The organism is Marinobacter sp. BSs20148 (genome assembly GCF_000283275.1).
GTDB lineage: Bacteria > Pseudomonadota > Gammaproteobacteria > Pseudomonadales > Oleiphilaceae > Marinobacter > Marinobacter psychrophilus.
Map to the genome: position 1 here is coordinate 1357148 of NC_018268.1, position 21741 is coordinate 1378888.

The window sequence follows — 21741 nt, forward strand, 5'->3', positions numbered from 1 at the left end:
GGCCTGAAGGAACTTCAGCCAAAGCCAACAACAACAAGAAGAAGGCAAAAATCATGCAAACAGTACGTGCTACAAATCCACTGCGGGTTCTGGCCTGTACGGCGGCACTTGCAGCCTTGACCGTCAGCGGAGTAGCGCTGGCACAGGATAGCTCCGGTTTCCCGCAGCGAGACATCGAGCTGGTTGTCGGATACAACGCTGGCGGCGGCTATAGCAGCTGGGCACAGGCGCTGGAAGACAAGCTGGGCAACAACGTCAATGTGCTGGTGCGGCATATGCCTGGTGCCGGCGGCGTGGTCGCCACTAACTACGTATACCGTGCCAAACCAGACGGTTACACCATTGGTATTTTTAATTTGGGTGGCTTGGCGGCAACCCAAACCGCCAGTGACGTCGCGTATGACCTTACGCAAATGGCCTGGTTGGGGCGATTGTCACTCGATCCGACGATCATGGTCGTCGGCACCGACTCTGAGTTTAGTAAGCCCGCTGACTTCCGGGGCCGGGACAAGACGGTCGTCTCCACCAAGGGATTGACCGCCAACGCTACGATTACTGGTGCAGTGACGTTTGACCGGATGGATGTGGGCTGGAAGGCTCTGAATCACTCAGGTACCAGCGAAGCGATTCTTTCGATCATTCGTGGTGATTCCGATGTGTCCTGGGGCTCCTACGACAGCCTTAAACAGTATATTGAGAATGGCGATCTGAGAATGTTGATGTATTACGATGCCAGCCGGAACCCTGAATACCCTGACGTACCAACGCCTTCCGAGATTGGCCTGCCAGCTGAGATCAATGAAGCTTTTAACACCAACCGTGTTCTTGGAGCACCTCCGGGATCGCCTGAGAATGTCATCAAAACGTTGGAAAAAGCCATCGAGCAAGCGGTTAAAGATCCTGAATTCCTCGATCGAATCGCGAAAATGGAAGTGTCCGTGCAGTACCTGGACGGCAATGCGACCGCAAAAGTAGTGAATAGCGCAGTCAAGGGCTTTTCCGATTACAAGGATACGATCTCTGATTTGCTGAGCAACAAATAACAGACAAACCGGGGGAGGGCGCTCCGACTGGCGAGCCCTCCCCCGGGATCCCAGGATTACCTTCTTACGTCCAACCTGTTGTCGTAGGTATGGGGCGTACGTCGCTAGCAGATTAATGGCTAGATACCCATTATCAGGAGTGTTTCTTTGGGACTTCTAAGTGAGTTTGTCACGCTACTGTCGCAACCGTATCTGATGCTGCTGATGCTCGGCGCGGTCGTACTCGGCCTTCTGATCGGCATACTGCCCGGGCTGGGTGGCAGCGTCGCCCTGGCCCTTCTGATTCCGCTGACATTCAGCATGGGGCCGGACGCGGCCATTGTCCTGCTGATATCCGCATACGGCACGGTAACCTACGGTGGTGCGATAACGTCGATTCTTCTCAATACGCCAGGTGAAGCGACTGCGGCGGCAACCACTTTTGACGGTTATCCCCTGGCCCAGCAGGGCAAAGCGGGCAAGGCCATTACCGTTGCTGTTCTGGCCTCTGCCATCGGTGGTATTTTCGGCTTCCTGGTGCTTTATTTCATGCTGCCCGTGGCGCGCAGCCTGGTACTTGCATTCACCTATCCAGACTTTTTCATGTTGGCGATATTTGGCCTGACGGTTATCGCGGTGGTCACCCAAGGTAACGCGTTCCGTGGGATTATTTCGGCCCTGCTGGGATTCATGCTGGCATTCATCGGTACGGATCCGTTGATGGGTTCATCGCGATTCACTTTCGGTTCTTACCATCTTTGGGATGGACTGGGGCTGGTACCCGTCATTATCGGTCTGTTCGCTATCACCGAAGCGTTTCAGCTCTACTTTCAGAAAACGTCGATTGCCGGCGATTTTAACCACGAGATAAAAACTGACTTTCGTGAGGGGCTAAAGGACTTCGTCCATCATCGATGGTTGTTCGTCAGGTCCTCTCTGACCGGTATTTTCCTCGGCATGATCCCGGGTGTTGGTGGCGCCGTCGCCAGCTTTATGGCCTATGGATCGGCGGTACAAACATCAAAGACGCCCGAGCGTTTCGGTAAGGGTGCCATTGAAGGGGTGCTGGCTCCAGAAGCTGCGAATGACGCCAAGGAGGGTGGTGCCATGCTGCCAACCCTAGCATTTGGCATTCCGGGCAGCGCGGCCATGGCGGTACTGATTGGCGGTCTGATTATGCATGGTCTGACGCCTGGGCCGGAGATGCTCACGACTAACCTCAACATGACCTATTTTATTATCGCTGTGGCCATCGTGAGCAAAGTTATTGCCTTGCCAATTTCGCTGCTGGTAGGCCCGCGGATGGCTGTCGTCACCAAGATCCCTGGCACGCTTATGGCGCCTGGCATCGTGGCTATATCCTTCGTCGGTGCCTACGCGGTCGAGGGTTCCTTCTGGGATGTCATTATTGCGTTCCTGTTCGGGCTGATCGGTATTTTCATGAAGCGCTTTGGTTATTCACGCATTGCACTGATTATCGCATTAGTGCTGGGAGGATTGGTGGAAGCCTCTTACCACCAGACCATGGCTGCTTTTGGGTGGGAAGCTTTCTTCACCCGATCTATCTCGCTCACTCTTTTGGGTTTGACTGTCCTGTCACTGCTGTGGCCATGGCTGCGGAAAACCAGGATGTTTAAGCGTGTGTTGGGAGGTGGTCATGGTGCGGATTAATGAAAGGACCGTTTTTTCGTTCCTGATCTGTGCATTTTCTGTTGTGCTGCTGATTCAAACTCTCGAAATGAGAGCTGATGCCGCCTTGGTACCCCGAGTGATTGGGGTGCCACTCTTTATCTTTTCGGGTTTTCAGTTTCTTTGTGACCTGTTTCCGACTGTCGCCAGACGTTTTTCGTTTGCTGGCCTGGAGAAGACGGGAATGGACAACTCCAAAAGTGAGGAAGAGTTCGGGCTAAAGGGTAATTATCTTTTTATTGGCTGGATGGTGCTGTTTTTTCTGCTTATATATTTCGTGGGTGTTATCGCCAGCATTGTTATCGCATTTTTCCTCTATCTCAGATTTCTCGCCAAGCAAAGCTGGACGCTATCGATACTGTACCCGTTGCTCTTTGCGCTCAGCGTTTACCTGATATTCGTTCAGGGCATGGGTGTTTATTACTTCACCAGTCCCGTGAGTTGAAGGCTAGGCTGCTTGCCCGACAGAGTCGGTAAATTTAATTACTGCAACATACACAGGTATCGCAGATGACTAACGGTAACACCGAGCGCTATGGCTCAGATCTCATGGCAGAGCTCATCGCCAATCTTGATGTGCCTTTCATTGCCCTTAACCCCGGCGCATCGTTTCGGGGTCTTCATGATTCCCTGATCAATCACCCTCATCGGGAGATGCCGGAATTGATTACGTGTACCCATGAGGAAATTTCTGTTGATATCGCACATGGTTATGCCAAAGCGACAGGTAAGGTGATGGCGGCTGCCATTCACAACGTGGTAGGTCTGCAGCATGCGACTATGGCGATCTACGATGCCTGGTGTGACCGCGTACCGGTGCTTTTGTTTGGTGGTACCGGCCCTATGCCGGTTGAAAAACGTCGTCCGGGCTCGGACTGGCTGCACACTGCATTGGTGCAGGGCAATCTTGTCCGGGATTTCGTAAAATGGGACGACCAGCCGGCATCGGTACAAAGTTTAAGTGACTCTATCTATCGTGCCCATCGTCTTGCGGTTACTGAGCCGGCAGGGCCGGTCTATGTCTGCTTCGACGCCATGCTGCAGGAAGCCCCGATCGAACAGGAAGAACTTGATAGTTGTCCGGCTTTGGTGAATCCGCCGTCGCCCGATGCGTATTCGCCGGGAACCCCGCCGGGACCGTCCCCTGCGGTAACCGCGCGACTGGTGGAAGCCCTCGAAAGTGCGCAGTGGCCGGTCATTATTGCAGATTACACCGCTCGTTCCGATATCGCGTTTCATGCGCTGGCACAACTGGCAGAGCAATGGGCTATACCAGTGATCGACCAGGGCAGTCGATTCAACATGGCGACGGATCATCCAATGAACCTCAGTGGCGCCAATTTCGACGTCCTTGAGAAAGCTGATGTCGTGCTTGCTCTGGATATGAAGGATCTTTATGGCTCGCTTTCACGAATTGAGAGAACAATCAGAACGACAGAGCCCGTGCTTAAACCGACTGCGCGAGTTTTCTCTGTCAGTCTGATGGATTACACCACTCGCGCCTGGTCTGCTGATTTCCAACGCCTTTATCCGACGGAAATGAATGTTCTTGCGGACACCCAGATTCTGCTTCCAGTTCTGCTTGATGCGTTATCAAAGCGGCAGCGTCCGGCCTCGGTTGAGGCCCGCCGGGAGGAAGTGACTGGGTGGCATAACCGCCTGAGGGTGGAATGGAAAGAAACGGCCATCAAAAAGCGCAGCGAGACGCCAATTGCGACGGCGGTCATGGCGGATGAGCTGTGGATGCTGTTGCAGGACGAAGAGTTTGTTCTGGCCAATGGCAACCTGCGGGGCTGGGTTCAGAAAATCTTTACCATGAGTTCGCCGCGTCAGTACCTCGGTTCATCGGGAGGTGGCGGACTGGGTTATGGCATTGGCGCGACCATTGGCGCCTGTCTTGCCCATCGTGAGACGGATCGGATCGTCGTTGATATCCAGTCTGATGGCGATCTGCTGTTTACGCCTGGAGGGCTCTGGACTCTGGCACATCATAAGTTGCCAGCCCTGATCGTGATGTTCAACAACCGCTCCTATTACAACTCCGAGGAACACCAGATCAATATCGCCCGACACCGCGGACGGGATGTTGGGCGCGCGGCTATTGGAACAACGATCGTCGACCCGGCGGTGGATTTCGCGGCCATGGCGGAATCTATGGGCGTGGCCGGCATCGGCCCGATAGAGAGGGTTGAAGATATTGCGCCCGCGCTTAAAAAGGCCCTGGCGATTGTTAAGAGCGAACGTCGTTCAGTTTTGGTTGACGTGGTGACACAGGTTAAATGATTCGGGGAGAGTGAGATTATGAATGATAAGTTGAAGGAATTTGCAAAGACCGTAATGAAAGATGCGGAACGGGAAACCGAGGGTTGGCAGATGACCATTAATGGGCAATTTGCTACGAGCCTTTCGGGTAAGCGCTATACAACGGTCAATCCGTCGACCGACAAGCCTTTGGCGGAGGTCCCGTTTGCTGGGGCGGAAGACGTGGCGCTGGCAGTTGACACCGCCAAGGCGGCGTTTCCGGCCTGGAGGAAGCTGCACGTTGACGAGCGGGGGAAAATGCTCAAAGCATTGTCTCGGGCTGTTCGGGAAAGGGCGGAAGTGTTTGGTATGTTAGATGCGCTCGACTGCGGTAACCCTTATCAGGCAATGGTGGATGATGCCAACAAAGGCGCTGGCTTGCTTGAACACTTCGCCAACCTGGGCATGGAGCTTAAGGGTCAGACGATTTCAACACCAGGAGGCGGGCTCAATTACACCCGCCTCGAGCCATTTGGTGTTGTCGCCCGGATTCTTCCCTTCAATCACCCGGTATCATTCGCTGTCGGCAAGATTGCTTCGGCATTGATTGCCGGCAATACGGTGGTGCTCAAAATTGCTGACCAGACACCGCTCAGCGCGTTGTTGTTCGGGAAGTTGATTCAGCAGCATTTGCCGCCGGGTGTGGTCAATGTTATCACCGGAGATGGAGCCACCACTGGCGCTTCATTGGTGACGCATCCTGAGGTTCGCCGAATTGCCTTTACCGGCTCAGTAGCCACTGGCGAAAGAATTACCCAACAGGCGGGAATTGCTGTCTTGAGCCTGGAGCTGGGTGGTAAGAACCCTCTCATCATCTACCCCGATGTTGATGTCAGCAAGGTCGCCGACGCCGCCGTGGCGGGAATGAACTTTACACGCTGCCAGGGCCAGTCCTGTGGTTCCAATTCCCGGGTCTTTGTCCATCGCGACCTCCACGACGAGTTTGTGCGGGAAGTTGTCGAGCGGGTGAGAAAGATCCGGATAGGCCATGCCGATGCCGATGGTACCGAAATGGGACCAGTTGTAACCCGGGAGCACTACAACCGGGTAATGAAGTACATCGAATCTGGTAAGTCCGAGGGCGCTAAGTTGGTAACGGGTGGCGGCCACGCTGAGGGCGCGGAACTTGCGGCAGGCTACTTTATCGAGCCGACTGTCTTTGATCAGGTGACCCATCGCATGACCATTGCCCAGGAAGAGATTTTCGGTCCGGTCATGAGCATTCTTGAGTGGGAAGACGAACAAGCGATGATGGCGGAAGTCAACGGTGTTGAGTACGGCCTCTGCGCAAACGTCTGGACCAATGACATCTCGACGGCCCTGCGTATTGCCGACGAAATCGAGGCTGGCTATGTCTGGATCAATGGCCACGGGGGTAAGCGATTCAAGGGTGCTCCCTTCGGCGGATACAAGAGCAGCGGCATTGGTCGGGAGCATTCCACCGACGAGATACTGAGCTTTACCCAGGTAAAGAATATAAACGTTCGCTATTAAACGTGTCTGAGCTGGAATAGCGTTGAGTAGCTGCAGTCACAGCGGGCCATCCTGGCCCGTTAGTAATTATTGATCAGTTGGAGAAACTCATGCTCGGTGGTGTATTCGCGTTGCTGGCTGCGGCCAGCTTTGGATTCAACAATGCGGCAATACGTCGTGGAGTGTTGAGTGGCTCCGTGTTCCAGGCACTGGCGATCACCGTACCCATGGGGGTGCCTCTTTTTCTGCTGGCAGGTATCGCCTCCGGGCATATTGACAAGCTCTGGGAGTTTCCCGCCGAAGCTTATTTCTGGTTGGCCGCAGCGGGTGTTATGCACTTCGTCTGGGGACGCTATTGCAACTACCGCTCTACCAAGGCCATTGGCGGCAACTTGTCAGGTCCATGGAAGCAGTCTCAGCTGATTGTGGCGCTGATCCTGGCCATAGTTCTTCTCGGTGAGACTCTGAGTCCGCTCAAAATCCTGGGGATTGTTTTAATCGTGTGCGGTGTGTTAGCCACAAGCCGCGCCAAACACAAGAAAAAGCCCAAGATAAATGCCAGCGCCGACGACAGTTCAGAGGTTTCGGAAAAACCGAAGCGGGAAAAACTGCCGGACTTCGAACCAAATTATGCCGAGGGCTACACCTTCGCACTGCTATCCGCGACCGGTTATGGCATCAGTCCGGTGCTGGTCCGCATGGGTCTGGAAAATCAAGGGCCGGGCTTTAGTATCGCAGGCGGACTGATTTCTTACACGGCTGCCGCGATAGTTGTGGGGGTCATCATATTGGTAGGCCGGCAATGGGGGCATATCCGTTCACTGAAACCGGTAGCGGCAAAATGGTTCTCACTCGCCGGGGCATTGGTCGGTCTCTCTCAGGGACTGCGCTACACTGCACTGGCCATCGCGCCTGTGACTGTGGTGGCGCCCATCCAATCGACGTCGGCAGTATTCCGGGTTCTGTTCGGCTGGTTGATCAACCGGGAACATGAGGTTTTTGGGCTCTGGGTATATTTGGGGGTTTTGTTGTCCATGGCGGGCGTAGTGGCGCTGACCTTAAGCACGGAAATCATTGTCGCCTATATTGAGTTACCCCAGGTGCTGCTGGATATAGCCGGGTGGCAGTGGCCATGATCTGCAACCGGTGGGGCTGGTATTGGGTTTACTCACCTAGGAGTATTAATGTCTGATGCGCTGACGGGCCAGTTACTGGCCCTGCTTTCGGCATTTTCTTTTGCCTGTAGCAATGTGTTTATTTCCAAGGGAGCGACTGGCGGTGGTGATCGGGGCGTCATGTTTTCGGTGCTCGTTACCATGGTGTTTTCGGGGTTGCTGTGGCTGACCCTTGAGGGTGGAAACTTCGGAGCTGAAGAGTCAGAGGTGTGGTGGGCCGGGGTTGGCTGGTTTGCGCTGGCGGGTATTCTGGCCATGGTGTTCGGCCGCACTTTTCTGTTTGCGTCCATCCGCAAACTGGGGGTTACCAGGGCCAGTGCCGTTAAACGGCTCAACCCTTTCTTCTCTGTACTGTTGGCATTTACGTTGCTGGGGGAGCCCGCTACCGGGCTGGACGTCCTTGGGATCATTGGCATTGCGCTGGCGTTTGGCGTCCTCATACGCTGCTCCTTCAAGCGTAATCTTAGCGCTACCGAAGCACACTCAACGCCTCCATCATTGGGAAGTTACGGCTGGGGTGTTGGCTCCGCACTGTCTTATGCCTTAGCTTACATCACTCGCAAGTATGGCCTTCTGCTGGTCGGTGCGCCAGCATTCGGAACCATGGTCAGCGCTGTCTCCGGATTTGCCTTCTTCGCCATTGCGGCCATTTTTGTCGCTCGGTATCGCAACAACTTCCGCAATATGTTTCGCAATCTCAACGTCTGGCTGGTGCTGGCAGCCATCACTGTGTCCTTGGGACAGATCCTTTTATTTTCCGCACTATTTTACGAAAAAGTGTCCACGGTCGTGATGATTGCCTCGCTGGAGATTTTTATTTCGTCGTTTTTATCCGTCGTGGTGTTCCGGACAGAGGTTCGTCCGGATATGGAAACCTATATCGCAGCAATCATTGCAACCGCTGGGGTCATTGCGATTGCCTGGAATTGAGGCCGCTGGATCGGTCTTTGCCCATGCAAGATACATATATTGTTTTCGGTATAAGGCTTAAGGCTTAAGGCTTAAGGCTTAAGGGTAAAGGAATAGGAATAGGAATAGGAATAGGAATAGGCGTTGCGGGAGTTCCTGTGTGATACTAGCATCAGTTTATGTGGAACGATGTTCCGATTAACGGAGGCGACGCCAGCCACGCTTGGCTTCCGACACCAATAAACAAACATTCAAAAATAGGCTTGGCGGGTATGGTCCCGGGGCTGGAATCGTGTGGAGAGGGGATGTATGTCCAAGCTTAGGTTGTCGCTCGGGTGCTGGGATTACGACCGGACACGTGCATTGATGGATGGAACGGTTCAGCCTGATGGCATCGACCTGAACTACCTGAACATGCCTGTTGAAGAGACGTTTTTCAGAATGCTGCGCCACCGTGAATTTGATGTGGCTGAAATGTCTTTGTCTTCTTATGTGGTCTCACTGTTTTCGGAAGATCGTCCGTTCATCGCGATCCCGGTCTTCCCGTCACGCTTTTTCCGTCACTCGTCTATATACATCAACGTCGACTCCGGGATCCGGGAGCCGGGTGATCTGGTCGGCAAACGGATTGGCACGCCGGAGTACCAAATGACCGCGCCCGTCTGGATTCGGGGTATTCTGTCAGATGAGTATAAGGTGCCGGTCGATAGCGTGCTGTACATGACGGGCGGCGAAGAAGAGCCAAACCGCCCGGAGAAGCTCAAGCTCGATCTGCCTGCCAATATCAGGGTTGAGCGGATTGGGCCCGACAAGACGCTGGCCCAGATGCTGTTGGATGGGGAAATAGATGCACTGCACACCGCCCGGGCGCCGTCCTCTTTCTATGACGGTAGCGGCCGGGTTGTGCGGCTGTTTGAAAACTACCCCGCCGTCGAACTGGAGTATTACCGTCGTACGGGCATATTTCCAATCATGCATTGCGTTGTGATCCGGCGCGAGGTCTATGAGCAGAACCGCTGGGTGGCGCAGTCTTTGTTCAAGGCCTTCAAAGAGGCCCAGCAGAAAACTTACCAAGACATGCACGAGACCGCGGCTCACAAGACCATGCTGCCCTGGCTGTCGGCCCACGTGGAAGAAGCCCGGCGGGAAATGGGCAATGATTTTTGGTCCTACGGCTTCACACAGAACCGGGAAACGATTGCAAATTTCTTGCGCTATCACCACGAGCAGGGGCTCTCCAAACGCTTGTTGACGCCTGAAGATCTATTTGCGCCAGAAGCGCTGGAAGCCTTTGTGATCTAACTGTGTGATACCGAAAACAACTGCAAATCTGAACACGGAGCAGGGTATGACAATCAAACGGATACACAGTGGCAAGCGGATCAGCCGCGTTGTTGTTCATAATGGCATTGCCTATTTGGCGGGGTTACAAGCGCTGAAGAACCGGGGCGGTACTGTTGCAGAGCAAACCCAGGACGTGCTCGCAATGATCGACCGGCTGCTCGCGGAGGCGGGCACAGATAAACGGCACTTGCTGACAGCCACGATCTGGCTTGCGGATATCCGAACTGCTGAAGATATGAATCTGGTTTGGGATGAATGGGTGCCCGAAGGCTGTTCGCCTGCTCGCGCCACTGTTGAAGGCAAGCCGGCGTCAGCTGAGCACAATGTGAAAATTGCGGTGACTGCCGCTTTAAGCGATTAGAGCACTGGCTGGAGATTTTCCTGCGCGCTTTTACCTTGTTGGATCCATGATCAGCATCCCACTTTATATGTCTGCCGTTCTGAAGTTTTCAGGGCAACGAAGTCTGGTGACTAGGTGTCATTCTATTGCCTTGGTTTATGGTGGATGCGTTCAGGCGCTTTGGCGCCGTCGAGGGTGTCGTTGAAAATCAGGGATTTGATGGTGACGGGCATGGTATTGGAAGGTCTCCTTATCCTGCCGATATCGATGTAATCAAAGTCCGAAAGGGCAACCCCGTCGATTACCAGTATGTCATTCGTGATGTTTAGATCTTCCCGCAGAATGGTGCCCAGGTTGAGTGCAATATCCGCGTCAAGCACAATATATAATGGCTTGCCGCCGGCAATATGCGCTTCGGCACCGTAAAGAATCCCTTCCGCGAGAGCTCTCATCCGTTTGTACTCAGGGGTGCCATCCCAGTGGAAGGCGAGTACCAGGTCATTGCTCGTTGCATCTATCTCGAAAGCTTCGATGTGCTGGCGCAGCTTTGCTCCCAATTCCTGGGCGCTGAACGAATCTGAGAACTCGAACTCGGGTCTCAGGACGGGGATGTTCCGCTTGGGAAGTAACGCGTCGTAGTCAGTGGCGTAGCAAGTATTGCCGCTGAGCTGTGTGGAGTATTCGGATGCCCCCAGGGCCGTCGAGCGGATACCCTGGCTGTCTGGTAGCAAGTTCCAGGGCAGGTAGCCGGAGTCGACCCGTTGACGCAACGCATCGCCCAAGCGCCCACCTAGATCGCCGAAGTCTCGTTCTTCGCGATGATAAATGAATTCCGCAACACCACCGGAAAAAACTACACTCTTCGACCGGCGCAGGAGATCGTCAGGAATGGGGTCCGTCAGGTAAAGTTCGGCGGCCTCATCCGGTATCGGGGACTTGGTAAGAACGTCCACGAGAGTATTTGCCATGGTCTGGGCGACCTTGTCGAGTTGTTCGGGTTTCACCTGATCTCCGACATTCCAGGTGTAGCCTGCCCGTGCGGCATGGGTTCGACCTGCCGGATCAATGCGTGCCAGCGTCAGGTCGGGGTCGGTAGCCAATAGACGGCCACCAATGTGGACTGCGGCCGTCGCCAGGACTTTACCATTCTCAAGGACGCTGAGTTTGGTCGTGCCGCCGCCGATGTCGATGTTCAGGACACATTCATTGCGGTCAAAGGATGCTCTGGCGGCGCCGGAACCGAATGCGGCAAGGCGAGCTTCCATGTGGTGGCCCGCGGTCGCGCAGACCAGGTCACCGCATTTTTCCGAAAGAATCCGGGCGATACGGGGCGCGTTTTCCCGTCGCAGGGCCTCGCCAGTTAAGATGACAACACCGGTATCGATATCTTCCGGACGGACCTTCGCTGAGTTGTAGGCGTTGTCGACGATTTCACCCAGTGCCCGGTCGTCGATCAGGGTTTCACTCTTGTAAGGTGTAAGACTAACCGGCGATTCATAAAAGGTTTCCCGGTTAATGATGATGTAGCGGCTGGAAAGGTCTACAGCCTGACGCTGTAACTGGATCCGGGAAAACAGGATCTGGGTACCCGCAGAGCCGATATCGATACCTACGCTCCAGAGCGTCACATTATCCCTTTGCCATAAGGGATTTTCTTCAATGGGGCCTCCATCTTCTGGACAGTGATGGTCATGGTCATGGCTGTGAGCATCACTGTGGTCCGAGTGAGAATGGGTGCCGTGAGCATTTTTCTCATGATCATTATGCATTAACTGAGCTCTCCTCTACCGTCAAATACCTGTTGCGTACCGTTATAATCAGTCTAGCATCGGAACGATTATTATGGAACGATGTTCCTTCATATGGAAAATAATAATTTTCATCTTCTCTCTCCAAGCCTAGTCAAATCAGGGCCTGCGGGTTTTTTGGATCAGAATGATGAGCTAAACAGAGCGTCAAATGACTTGACGTTAAATGATTCTCTATGGGATATTCCGTATGGAGGATCGGCGTTCCGAATAAAATGACGTTCGTTGCGCCTTACGATGCACATTGTCATTTCTACGTTGCGCGGTGCGCTCTGATGACAAGCAGCAATCACTACCAGGCTTAGATGAGGTCAACATAATGGCGAGGAAAGACGCAATCGTTTCGGACGAAATTGCCAAGAAGTTTGCAACGGAGAAAGAGACTCCTTATACACGCTGGATTGCAAATGAGGGGCTGGAGATCATTGAAGGTATTTACGTCCCTGATCTGAACACAGTTGAACTGAAGCCGTGGGCGAGTCGCGGTGGCAAAGGTGTCTTTATCAATCACGATGCCTCCAGGACAACAAACGACTGCTACGTTTGCGAAATTCCTGCGGGCAGCGAACTGTCGCCCCAGCGTCAGCTGTTTGAAGAGATGATCATGATTCTGGATGGCCGGGGCTCTACCACCGTTTGGAACGATGCGGGTCAGAAGGTAACATTTGAGTGGGAGACGGGCTCACTGTTTGCCGTTCCGTTGAATACCTGGTTCCAGCATTTCAACGGCTCAGGTCAGAAACCAGCGCGCTTCGTGTCGGTTACCAACATGCCGCCGATTATGAACCTCTACGAAGAGAGCCAATTCATCTTTAATACTGAGTATGACTTTAAGAGCCGCTTTTCGGGTGAGTCTGACTATTTCGCGCCGAAGGACGAGCTCAACGGCTTTCGTCTTGAGACGAACTTTGTTGCTGACGCGGTCAATTTGCCGCTAGTAGAAGCTAAGGAGCGTGGTGCCGGTGGTGGTCACATTCGCTTCAATCTGGCTAAGAGTTCGATGAATGCGCACATTTCCCAGTTCCCCGTGGGCACCTATAAAAAAGCCCATGCTCATGGCCCGGGTGCGCACGTGATCGTTCTGGCAGGTGAGGGTTACTCACTGATGTGGTCGGAGGGCGAAGAGCCCAAGCGCTATGACTGGAAGCCCGGCACCCTTATTACGCCGCCGAACATGTGGTTTCACCAGCACTTTAATACCGGCGAGACGCCTGCTCGCTACCTGGCGTTCAAATACGAAGGCGTTGCTTTCCGTAATGCGCAGGGCGTGCCGAAGGCGTGGATCAGCCGTCGCATAGGGGGGCATCAAATCGATTACGCAGACGAAAGCAACACGGTGCGGACTCTGTTCGCAGACGCTCTCGCCGAGAAAGGACTGACGTCGCAGATGGATGCGGCTTACGAGGCAGAGAAGGAAAGCCTGCCTCCACTATGAGAAGTTATATGATCCCGTTCCGGCCTCGTCTGGAGCGGGTCATCTGGCCTTCCTGCCCAACTGATCTAGCGTGCAGAAACGCTTTTGAAAACTGCTTACGTTAAAGCCTTTCATCGAACGGACCGCTTCGGCTATGCGTTGATTGGCCCCGGGCCGTTAGCCTAGGGTTCAACAGCGGATCCCTTAGGGCTTAGCGCTGAACTTGGTGCGGGGTACCCGATAGCTAATGTACATCGCGGTACCCTCTTCTTTGAAGTTGAGCGTCAAGGCATGCCCGCCAATTACCACCTTTTCCAGCCCCGTTCCTGCATATCCGATTCGTTATTCGTTCCCTTTTTTTCCGGAAAATATATCAAATCTGCTATATAAAAAACCTGAAACGCTATTGGTTCTCAAACCAATTTAGTGATGAATTGGATGTGTTGATAGTACATAAATCATATATGCACAATAACAATCAGATATATATGGAGAACTGTAATGCTCAAATTCATTGCCAGTACAATGACTGCTCTTAGTTTCGTGACACTTACCTGCGCCACTACTGTCCAAGCCGAGGATGATGAATATTCATTCTACCAAGGAAAAACCATTTCTTTTCTCGTTGGCTACACGGCTGGTGGCGGTTACGACACCTACACCCGGACACTCGCCCGCCACATCGGAAAACATATTCCCGGCAGTCCCCAGGTCGTGGTCAAGAATGTGCCCGGTGCTGGTAGTCTGGTGCTAGCCAACCAGGTTGCCAACACCTTGCCTGCCGATGGCACGGCCATTGCCAGCATTGGCAGGGGCATGGCCTTTGAGCCTTTGCTCGGCAATGAACAAGCCCTTTATAAACCAGGGGAGATGAACTGGCTGGGCAGCCTCAACAATGAAACCAGTCTTTGTGTCGCTTGGCACGAATCCGGCGTCAGGAATTGGCAGGATCTAAAGGCGAAGTCGCTGACCGTGGGTGCGACTGGGGCCGGCTCAGATCCCAATCTGTTTCCGCGAGTTTTGAGCGATATGTTCGGCTTGAAGTTCGACATCATCGCTGGTTACCCCGGCGGAAACGATATCATGCTGGCTATGGAACGCGGTGAGGTCATGGGTCGCTGTGGCTGGTCCTGGAGTAGCGCGAAGTCTACTCGGGCGGACTGGATCGCGCAATTGAACGAGGGCATGGAGCAAGGCAAAATCAATATCCTGTTCCAGATGTCACTGAAGAAGCACACCGACCTGCCTGATGTTCCGCTGGTGACCGAGCTCGCTGAAACCGAGAAGCAGCGTCAGGTTTTAAGTCTTCTGTTTGCAAGACAGGTTATGGGCCGCCCGCTGGTCGCGCCTCCGGGGGTGCCAGAGGCGCGGGTTGCCATGCTGCGAAAGGCCATTGCTGCAACGGTCGAAGATCCTGAGTTTTTGCAGGATGCCAGAAATCAGAATCTGGGCCTCAATTTTGTCTCGGGCGAAGAGATCCAGGGCATCGTACGGGAAGCCTACGAGTACCCAGCTGATGTGATCGCAGTAATCAAAAATGCAGCCATGTGATCGGCGGAAGTCAGCGCTGTCCAAAGGTCAGCGCCGGCGATGCTACGGACGTTTGCGATATGTTAACCAGCATCAGATTGCCGCAGGCCAGAATCATGCTGCAAGCTCGCGCGACCTTTTATGGGCCTGAGGGCCTATGCCTTTACAGGATCCCGTTCCTGAATCTCCGAGTCGTCATTCGTTTACTTATCGATGGTTATTCAAATTTAACCTTCCGGTTGGATGTGCCAAATTTCTTTATTTTCCGGGGAGCATATTAAATTCGCTATATAAGAAACCTGAAAAGCCATTGGATCCCAAGCTAATTTAGTGGTGAATTGAATGTCCAAACATCACCAAAATCTATATATGCACAATAACAAATCACATATATACGGAGAATCATCATGTTGAAGTGCGTTGCTAGCGCAGTGACCGCTGTGAGTTTGATGACGCTTACCTGCGTCACGACTGCCCAAACCCAGGATAATCAAGACTCCTTTTACGAAGGCAAAACCATCTCTTTTCTCAGTGGTCACTCGGCCGGAGGTGGTTATGATACCTACGTCAGGACACTCGCTCGCCACATCGGCGAACACATTCCGGGCAATCCCCAAGTAGTGGTTAAGAACGTGCCCGGTGCCGGTAGCCTAGTGCTTACCAATCAGATTGCCAACACGCTGGATGCCGATGGCACTGTCATTGCCAGCGTTGCCCGGGGCATGGCCTTTGAGCCCTTATTCGGCAATGAACAGGCCCGTTATAAACCAGGGGAGATGAACTGGCTGGGCAGCCTCAATAACGAAACCAGTCTCTGTGTCGCCTGGCATGAGTCCGGCGTCAAGAATTGGCAGGATTTGAAAACCAAGTCGTTGTCGGTGGGGTCGACCGGGGCGGGTGCGGACACAAACCTTTTTCCGCGGGTTTTTAGCGAGATGTTCGGCCTCAAGTTCGACATTATCGCCGGTTACCCCGGTGGTAACGATGTCATGCTGGCCATGGAACGCGGTGAGGTCATGGGGCGCTGTGGCTGGTCCTGGAGCAGTGCAAAGTCTACCCGTGAGGACTGGATCGCTGAATTGAACGAGGGTATGGATCAGGGCAAAGTCAATATCCTGTTCCAGATGTCACTGAAAAAGCACACCGACCTGCCTGATGTTCCGCTGGTGACTGAGCTTGCTGAAACCGAGAAGCAGCGTCAGGTTTTGAACCTTTTGTTTGCAAGGCAGGTTATGGGCCGTCCGCTGGTAGTGCCTCCCGGTGTTCCCGAGGCGCGGGTTGCCATGCTGCGAAAGGCGGTTGCTGAAACGGTCGAGGATCCTGACTTTTTGCAGGACGCCAGGAATCAGAGCCTTGGCATCAATTTTGTTTCAGGTGAAGAGATCCAGAGCATTGTACAGGAAGCCTACGAGTATCCGGCTGATGTGATCGCCGTGATCAAGAATGCCATGTGACCGGAGATCAGCCTTGGCTGAAGGTCCGGCTGACGACGCTACAGAGGCTTGCGATATGTTAAACAGCATCAGATCGCCGCAGACCAGAGGCCACGAAAAGTCAGATCTTGACTCGGGAACCGGTGGTCTGGAACGTGCACTGAAGACGCATCTTCGGGAGCACGATCTGCAAAAACCCCAGCTTTTCCGGTTGAGGGCACAATTGCCTGAAAAAGGCCGTGGGTCAGCTCTGTTAGCGGCTACGGAACGCATGTGGGTAAACCTGAAGACTTACGCCGAGGGTGGGGAAAATACTCTCCACGCCCATACCAATGAAGACCATACCTTTATCGTGCTTCAAGGCCGCGCAATCTTTCATGGGCCGGAGGGCGAAAGTGCCACTTTTGGCCGAAACGAAGGCATTCTTTTGCCCCGGGGCTGCACCTATTACTTTCACGCTGAGTCGGGAGAAGCTCTTGTTCTCCTGAGAGTGGGCTGTGTCGTCGATGCCGGCCACAGTCCCTGGGGGCGTATTGGAGGGGATGGCGAGCCATTGCCCGGATCTAGCAAAGAGAATAAGTCAGTTCCGACCGTATTCAGTGACAATTACTATCACTAAAAATAAAAACTGCATGAGCGTCCAACGGGGCGCCTGTGTGGCGGCTCGATTCCAGTTACACAGCTGATAAAAACAAAGGTGCACGGTATGCAAGCAAGATGTTTTGTTCGAGTGCTCCGCCCATACAAGGTGGACCATAGCTTTTCCCGGGAGGGCTTCCTATGTCTATGTTAGATGCAGCTTGGGCTGGACTTGTGGGCATCTTACATTGGAAGGCTTTCCTGCTGATGATTGTGGGCATCGTCATCAGTTCCACCCTGGTGGCTATGCCGGGCGTAGGCAGCAAGACTGCCATCGCGCTTCTGCTTCCGTTTGCATTCGTTCTGGAAAAGTTTGAAGCAGTCGCTCTGATCGTCAGCATCTGGGCGGTCAGCAACACCGCCAACTCTATTACTGCCATCATGTTTTCGGTCCCCGGAGGTGGCGGGTCGCAGGCGACGATTATGGACGGCTACCCCATGGCGCAGCGGGGTGAGGCTGCCCGTGCGTTGGCTGCGGCGTTTACGGCATCGGCGCTGGGCGGAGTCTTCGGCGCTCTTGTGCTTCTTGCGGCCATTCCCGTGATGCGGCCCCTGGTACTTCTGCTGGGCGCCCCCGAATTTTTCATTTTGGTCATGATGGGCGTAGCGATGGTGGGGTCTCTGAGCGGCAATGCGCCGCTCAAGGGTATCGCGGTAGGCGCGTTGGGCCTGGCGATTTCGATGATGGGCATTCACTCGTTGACTGGTGTACCCCGCTATACCTTTGACTCCATCTATCTGTACGACGGAATCGGTCTTGTGCCTCTGACCATAGGCTTGTTCGCTATCCCGGAGTTAATCTTTTTGGCGACTCGTGCCCAGAGCATTTCCAATGTGTCGTTGGGTAACCTCAGTGAGGGACGCAGGCAGGGGATCAAGGATGCGTTCGAAAACTGGTGGCTGATCATACGCAGCAGCGTAGTGGGGGTGTGGGTTGGCATTATCCCGGGGCTGGGATCTTCTGTCGCTGACTGGTTCGCATACGGGCATGCCATGCAGACCTGCAAAGGTGCCCGGGAGACCTTCGGCAAGGGAGACGTGCGTGGCGTCATTGCAGTCGATGCAGCCACCAATGCCAAAGAGGGTGGTGCATTGATTCCGACGCTTGCATTTGGTATCCCCGGCAGCAGTACCCTGGCATTGATCTTTGGCGGCCTGCTTATTGTGGGGATTAAGCCGGGTCGGGAGATTCTGACCACCCAGCTCGATGTTACATTTTCAATTATCTGGCTGCTGATCATTGCTTCAGTGATCACCACCGTGTTTTGCCTGTTGTTCACCCGCCAATTGGCCATGGCCACCATGTTACGGCCGAGCATTCTTGTGCCTGTCATTCTCGCGATGGCTGTGCTGGGCAGCTTTGCCAACTCGAACCGCATCGATGACGTTGTCGTCATGATGGGTTTCGGTATTGTGGGTTATGTTCTGCGAGCCGGGGGCTGGCCGCGGCCTCCCCTGCTGTTGGGTGTGGTGCTCGGGCCTCTGGCCGAGAATTTCCTGTGGACCTCCTTACAGGTCTACGGTATCGGTTTCCTGGTGAGACCCGGCGTGCTGATTCTCATAACGATATTGGTCATTATCGTGGCATACCCCTACCTGATGCGCCGGCGGACTGCCTCCAAGCCCCGTCATGCTCCGAAGGAGGACGTATGATCAGCCGCGCTTTCAAACCTTCGCTTGTAACTTTGGGCCTGTTGTTTGTGTTTGGTTACGTTGTCCTCGAAGCGGTTGGTCAACCCATTCAGGCAAAATTGTTTCCGATGACGGTAGGCATTATTGGGTTTGTGCTGGTGGCTATCCAGTTCGGACGTGAACTCTGGACAGCCTGGAGGGCATGCGAAGGCAGCCTGGCCGAAAATACCGACCCACAAGAAGGCGCCACCGATTTTGCGATAACGGATATTGAGAAAACCAGTATCGGTCGACTGCGGGCGGCTGAGCAGTTTGGCTGGCTAGCTGGATTGCTGGGCGGACTATTTCTGCTCGGATTCTATATTTCAGTGCCGTTAATGGTTTGCCTCTATCTGTTGCGGCACCGGGAAAGACCCAGGTTGATTATTATCATGACAGTTGGTGTCGCATTGGTGGTGTGGGGAGTCTTCAATCAGTTGCTGAATTTGCCTTTTCCCCAGGGGCTAATCCTGGAATGGCTAGACCTGTAACTTTAGCGGAACAAGATTTGTGGTACGCCGCTGTGACAATTTTCTGATAGCAATTAAGAGAAGGAGCTCCAATGAACAGCTTTACTAACAACAAAAGCAAAATAACGACAGAGAAAGGGGACAGAACCATGAAGAAACTCGTGAGCACATTACTTGGAAGTTTTTTTGCAACGGCCACCCTGGTTACGGGGCTGGTGTTATCACCAGCTGCGCTTTCCCAAGACGACAGTGCGGTCGCCGATTTTTATAAAGGCAAAACCGTATCGGTCGTGATCCGGTCGACCGCTGGAGGCGGCTACGACTATTACGGCCGGCTGGTTGCGCGCCACATTGGGCAATACATTCCGGGTAACCCGAATGTGATTGCAGTCAATCGCCCGGGCGCCGGCGGTCTGGTGGCTACCAACTACATGTTTAACAGGGCCCCCAAAGATGGCACCGAATTCCTGATTCCGGCGCGTGAGTTAGCCGTTTCCGAAAGACTCGGATCCGAGGGGATACGCTATAAGACCCTGGAAATGCCGCCGATTGGCAGTGTTTCAAAATCCACTAGGGTGTGGCTAGCGGGTCCTGATGTGCCAGTGAACAACCTTGAAGATCTGAAGAATTTTCGTAAAGACCATGGGCGAGATTTCAGCTTTGCAGTCAGTGGCAAAGGCGCAGGCTCCTACCAGATGGCTCTTATGCTGCAGGAATCCGGTTATCCGGTAAAAATAATAACCGGATACGAAGGTACCTCGGATCAGGCCCTTGCGATCCTCCGCGGCGAAGCGGACGGGACGATCAATACTTATGGCAGTGCCATCGACACCATTAACGACGAGGGCTTCAAGGTTATTGCCAAGCTGGGTGACCACCCCGACATTGCTGATGTGGCGAACGTTAAAGAAGGGCTTGATGGCAAATGGAAGCAGGTTGCGGACGTCTTGGAGGGCCAAATGTTAGTTGGTCGGCCTTTCTTCACCGCGCCTGGTGTGCCGGCAGATCGCGTTGCGGCATTGCAGGAGGCCTTCCGCAAGGTTGTTGAGGATCCTCAAGCCGCTGAGGAGGCAAAGCGCGCCGAACGTCCTTGGGGTGACTATGCCAGCCCTGCGGAGATGACAGCTGCGTACCAGAAACTGTTTGCTGCTCCGGACGAGGTGATTGAGCTGCTTGGCACCGACGACTGAGCTGATGGTTGGGTCACGCCGTTAACCGGCGTGACCCAACCGGGGGGTTCAGGGCCGGTTGCCGGCAAAGCGTGTAAAAAAGAGGAAGCACAATGTCTCAAGATTTAACGAGCGATTCGCCTGCACCGGCGAAATGGCAAGAGCCGGGTAAGGGGAAACGGGCCGGCTTCGGCTCTTTTGATCAGCCCAAAACAGATTATGACAAGTTTATGGATGCAGAGGGTGTGCCTGTTTTTCGAGGCATTGGCATTCGGTCGGTCAAGGAGCTGCCGCTGGCGGATTGGCCACGACTTGGTGGCCGTGGCAGCTATATCCAGCTGAGCGGTTCAGAAGGAAAATGGGGCTTTTATATTGCTGAGGTACCTGCGGCCGGTGCCCTGAATGTTGAGAAACATCTCTACGAAAAAGTCGTATTTGTCGTCGAAGGGCGAGGTACGACGGAAGTGTGGCTGGAGGAGGGCGGCAAGACGCACACCTTCGAATGGCAGAAGGGCTCGTTGTTTTCTATCCCCGTGAATGCCTGGCACCGAATAGTCAATGCGACCTCCAAACCGGCGCTGATATGCGCAGGAACCACAGCGCCAAACCTCATCAACCTGGTTGGTGATACGGATTTCGTTTTCAACTGTTCCTACAAGTTCACAGACCGTTTCTCCGAATCAGACGACTTTTACGTGCCGAACGAAGAGGTGGAGCCGGACCCCATTCGGGGACTGGCAATGCAGCGCACCAACTACATTCCGGACATTATCAACGCCGACCTGCCTTACGATAACCGCCGCTCACCGGGTTACCGCCGGGTGGAGCCCCAGATGACGGGGAACAAGTTCTACATCAAGATCGGCGAGCATGAAACCGGGCGTTACGCCAAGGCCCATGCCCACACCTCTGCAACGGTGCTGATGTGCATAGGCGGCCACGGGTACACCTACACCTGGCCCGAGCGGCTTGGAGTGAATCCATGGGCGGACGGAAACGGCCACCTGGTTGAGCGGGTTGATTATGAGGCATTCGGGATTGTCAGTGCGGCGCCCGGCGGCGCCCGTTGGTATCACCAGCATTTCAATGCGTCAAAAGAGCCGTTCCGTCTGATCATGTGGAATGGGCCCAACCACCCAAGTCTGGTGACAGGCCTGCCTCCTGGAGCGAAACAAATCGATCATACCGGCATGGACATAACCGAGGGTGGTACGTCCATACCCTATTGGATGGAAGACCCGTTCCTGCGGGACGAGTTCGAGCGCCGACTGGCAGAAGATGGCGGGAAAAGCCGTATGGAGCCCAGTCTTTACGAGAAGCCCAAGGATTAATGATGGTGAAGTTGTCGATGTTA

General features: G+C 54.0%; 18 protein-coding genes. 17 read left to right on the top strand and 1 reads right to left on the bottom strand.

Features of this window, described 5'->3' with window-relative positions; translation table 11 throughout:
* Positions 1–53: 53 nt before the first annotated feature.
* From MRBBS_RS06065 to MRBBS_RS06105, 9 genes are all read left to right on the top strand, one after another.
* Positions 54–1043 carry a Bug family tripartite tricarboxylate transporter substrate binding protein gene (locus MRBBS_RS06065; protein WP_041635116.1) on the top strand — a complete coding sequence of 330 codons (990 nt, stop codon included), beginning with the start codon at positions 54–56 and terminating at the stop codon, positions 1041–1043.
* A 147-nt stretch (positions 1044–1190) separates the two neighbouring features.
* Entirely contained in the window at positions 1191–2693 is a 1503-nt protein-coding gene (locus MRBBS_RS06070) for a tripartite tricarboxylate transporter permease (protein WP_041635117.1), read from the top strand.
* The gene (locus tag MRBBS_RS06075; RefSeq protein WP_041635118.1) at positions 2680–3156 is read left to right on the top strand and encodes a tripartite tricarboxylate transporter TctB family protein; all 477 of its coding nucleotides are present in this window, start codon (positions 2680–2682) and stop codon (positions 3154–3156) included. Before MRBBS_RS06070 ends, MRBBS_RS06075 begins: the two co-directional genes overlap by 14 nt.
* Positions 3157–3221: 65 nt before the next feature.
* Positions 3222–4994, top strand: coding sequence for a thiamine pyrophosphate-binding protein (locus tag MRBBS_RS06080; RefSeq protein ID WP_014870572.1), 1773 nt, complete (start codon positions 3222–3224; stop codon positions 4992–4994).
* An 18-nt stretch (positions 4995–5012) separates the two neighbouring features.
* Positions 5013–6506 (top strand): aldehyde dehydrogenase family protein, encoded by a 1494-nt coding sequence (locus MRBBS_RS06085; RefSeq protein WP_014870573.1) that lies wholly within the window; start codon positions 5013–5015, stop codon positions 6504–6506.
* Between the two features lie 89 nt (positions 6507–6595).
* On the top strand, positions 6596–7621 hold the full coding sequence (locus MRBBS_RS06090) for an EamA family transporter (protein WP_014870574.1): 1026 nt from the start codon (positions 6596–6598) through the stop codon (positions 7619–7621).
* Positions 7622–7669: 48 nt separating this feature from the next.
* Complete coding sequence (locus MRBBS_RS06095; RefSeq protein WP_014870575.1) at positions 7670–8590, top strand: DMT family transporter; 921 nt, start codon at positions 7670–7672, stop codon at positions 8588–8590.
* 288 nt (positions 8591–8878) lie between these two features.
* Positions 8879–9871, top strand: a complete 993-nt coding sequence (locus MRBBS_RS06100) for a 4,5-dihydroxyphthalate decarboxylase (protein ID WP_041635119.1) — start codon at positions 8879–8881, stop codon at positions 9869–9871.
* Positions 9872–9917: 46 nt separating this feature from the next.
* On the top strand, positions 9918–10274 hold the full coding sequence (locus MRBBS_RS06105) for a RidA family protein (protein WP_014870577.1): 357 nt from the start codon (positions 9918–9920) through the stop codon (positions 10272–10274).
* 122 nt (positions 10275–10396) lie between these two features.
* On the opposite strand, the gene MRBBS_RS06110 is transcribed toward MRBBS_RS06105, so the two are convergent.
* Positions 10397–12022, bottom strand: a complete 1626-nt coding sequence (locus MRBBS_RS06110; RefSeq protein WP_014870578.1) for an ethanolamine ammonia-lyase reactivating factor EutA — start codon at positions 12020–12022, stop codon at positions 10397–10399.
* Between the two features lie 358 nt (positions 12023–12380).
* Here MRBBS_RS06110 and MRBBS_RS06115 point away from each other — a divergent pair, with 358 nt between their 5' ends.
* From MRBBS_RS06115 to MRBBS_RS06150, 8 genes are all read left to right on the top strand, one after another.
* Positions 12381–13496, top strand: a complete 1116-nt coding sequence (locus MRBBS_RS06115; protein WP_014870579.1) for a cupin domain-containing protein — start codon at positions 12381–12383, stop codon at positions 13494–13496.
* A 480-nt stretch (positions 13497–13976) separates the two neighbouring features.
* Positions 13977–15026: a Bug family tripartite tricarboxylate transporter substrate binding protein gene (locus MRBBS_RS06120; RefSeq protein WP_041635120.1), complete on the top strand. Its 1050-nt coding sequence runs from the start codon at positions 13977–13979 to the stop codon at positions 15024–15026.
* A 386-nt stretch (positions 15027–15412) separates the two neighbouring features.
* Positions 15413–16459 (top strand): Bug family tripartite tricarboxylate transporter substrate binding protein, encoded by a 1047-nt coding sequence (locus MRBBS_RS06125; RefSeq protein WP_041635121.1) that lies wholly within the window; start codon positions 15413–15415, stop codon positions 16457–16459.
* Positions 16460–16472: 13 nt separating this feature from the next.
* Positions 16473–17057 carry a cupin domain-containing protein gene (locus tag MRBBS_RS06130; protein ID WP_227497585.1) on the top strand — a complete coding sequence of 195 codons (585 nt, stop codon included), beginning with the start codon at positions 16473–16475 and terminating at the stop codon, positions 17055–17057.
* A gap of 161 nt (positions 17058–17218) precedes the next feature.
* On the top strand, positions 17219–18730 hold the full coding sequence (locus MRBBS_RS06135) for a tripartite tricarboxylate transporter permease (protein ID WP_050996595.1): 1512 nt from the start codon (positions 17219–17221) through the stop codon (positions 18728–18730).
* Positions 18727–19239: a tripartite tricarboxylate transporter TctB family protein gene (locus MRBBS_RS06140; RefSeq protein ID WP_014870581.1), complete on the top strand. Its 513-nt coding sequence runs from the start codon at positions 18727–18729 to the stop codon at positions 19237–19239. Before MRBBS_RS06135 ends, MRBBS_RS06140 begins: the two co-directional genes overlap by 4 nt.
* Before the next feature lie 128 nt (positions 19240–19367).
* Positions 19368–20408 (top strand): Bug family tripartite tricarboxylate transporter substrate binding protein, encoded by a 1041-nt coding sequence (locus MRBBS_RS06145; protein WP_144012690.1) that lies wholly within the window; start codon positions 19368–19370, stop codon positions 20406–20408.
* Between the two features lie 92 nt (positions 20409–20500).
* A complete protein-coding gene (locus MRBBS_RS06150; protein WP_014870583.1) occupies positions 20501–21718 on the top strand; it encodes a cupin domain-containing protein in 1218 nt (405 codons plus the stop codon).
* Positions 21719–21741 lie beyond the last annotated feature (23 nt).

What these genes read in the sequence shown, in the direction of transcription:
- MRBBS_RS06125 (WP_041635121.1), top strand. Translation starts at nt 15,413, where the DNA reads ATGTTGAAGTGCGTTGCTAGCGCAGTGACCGCTGTGAGTTTGATGACG.
- MRBBS_RS06100 (WP_041635119.1), top strand. Translation starts at nt 8,879, where the DNA reads ATGTCCAAGCTTAGGTTGTCGCTCGGGTGCTGGGATTACGACCGGACA.
- MRBBS_RS06145 (WP_144012690.1), top strand. Translation starts at nt 19,368, where the DNA reads ATGAAGAAACTCGTGAGCACATTACTTGGAAGTTTTTTTGCAACGGCC.
- MRBBS_RS06120 (WP_041635120.1), top strand. Translation starts at nt 13,977, where the DNA reads ATGCTCAAATTCATTGCCAGTACAATGACTGCTCTTAGTTTCGTGACA.
- MRBBS_RS06075 (WP_041635118.1), top strand. Translation starts at nt 2,680, where the DNA reads ATGGTGCGGATTAATGAAAGGACCGTTTTTTCGTTCCTGATCTGTGCA.
- MRBBS_RS06135 (WP_050996595.1), top strand. Translation starts at nt 17,219, where the DNA reads ATGTCTATGTTAGATGCAGCTTGGGCTGGACTTGTGGGCATCTTACAT.
- MRBBS_RS06080 (WP_014870572.1), top strand. Translation starts at nt 3,222, where the DNA reads ATGACTAACGGTAACACCGAGCGCTATGGCTCAGATCTCATGGCAGAG.
- MRBBS_RS06110 (WP_014870578.1), bottom strand. Translation starts at nt 12,022, where the DNA reads ATGCATAATGATCATGAGAAAAATGCTCACGGCACCCATTCTCACTCG.
- MRBBS_RS06150 (WP_014870583.1), top strand. Translation starts at nt 20,501, where the DNA reads ATGTCTCAAGATTTAACGAGCGATTCGCCTGCACCGGCGAAATGGCAA.
- MRBBS_RS06085 (WP_014870573.1), top strand. Translation starts at nt 5,013, where the DNA reads ATGAATGATAAGTTGAAGGAATTTGCAAAGACCGTAATGAAAGATGCG.
- MRBBS_RS06105 (WP_014870577.1), top strand. Translation starts at nt 9,918, where the DNA reads ATGACAATCAAACGGATACACAGTGGCAAGCGGATCAGCCGCGTTGTT.
- MRBBS_RS06115 (WP_014870579.1), top strand. Translation starts at nt 12,381, where the DNA reads ATGGCGAGGAAAGACGCAATCGTTTCGGACGAAATTGCCAAGAAGTTT.
- MRBBS_RS06090 (WP_014870574.1), top strand. Translation starts at nt 6,596, where the DNA reads ATGCTCGGTGGTGTATTCGCGTTGCTGGCTGCGGCCAGCTTTGGATTC.
- MRBBS_RS06140 (WP_014870581.1), top strand. Translation starts at nt 18,727, where the DNA reads ATGATCAGCCGCGCTTTCAAACCTTCGCTTGTAACTTTGGGCCTGTTG.
- MRBBS_RS06065 (WP_041635116.1), top strand. Translation starts at nt 54, where the DNA reads ATGCAAACAGTACGTGCTACAAATCCACTGCGGGTTCTGGCCTGTACG.
- MRBBS_RS06095 (WP_014870575.1), top strand. Translation starts at nt 7,670, where the DNA reads ATGTCTGATGCGCTGACGGGCCAGTTACTGGCCCTGCTTTCGGCATTT.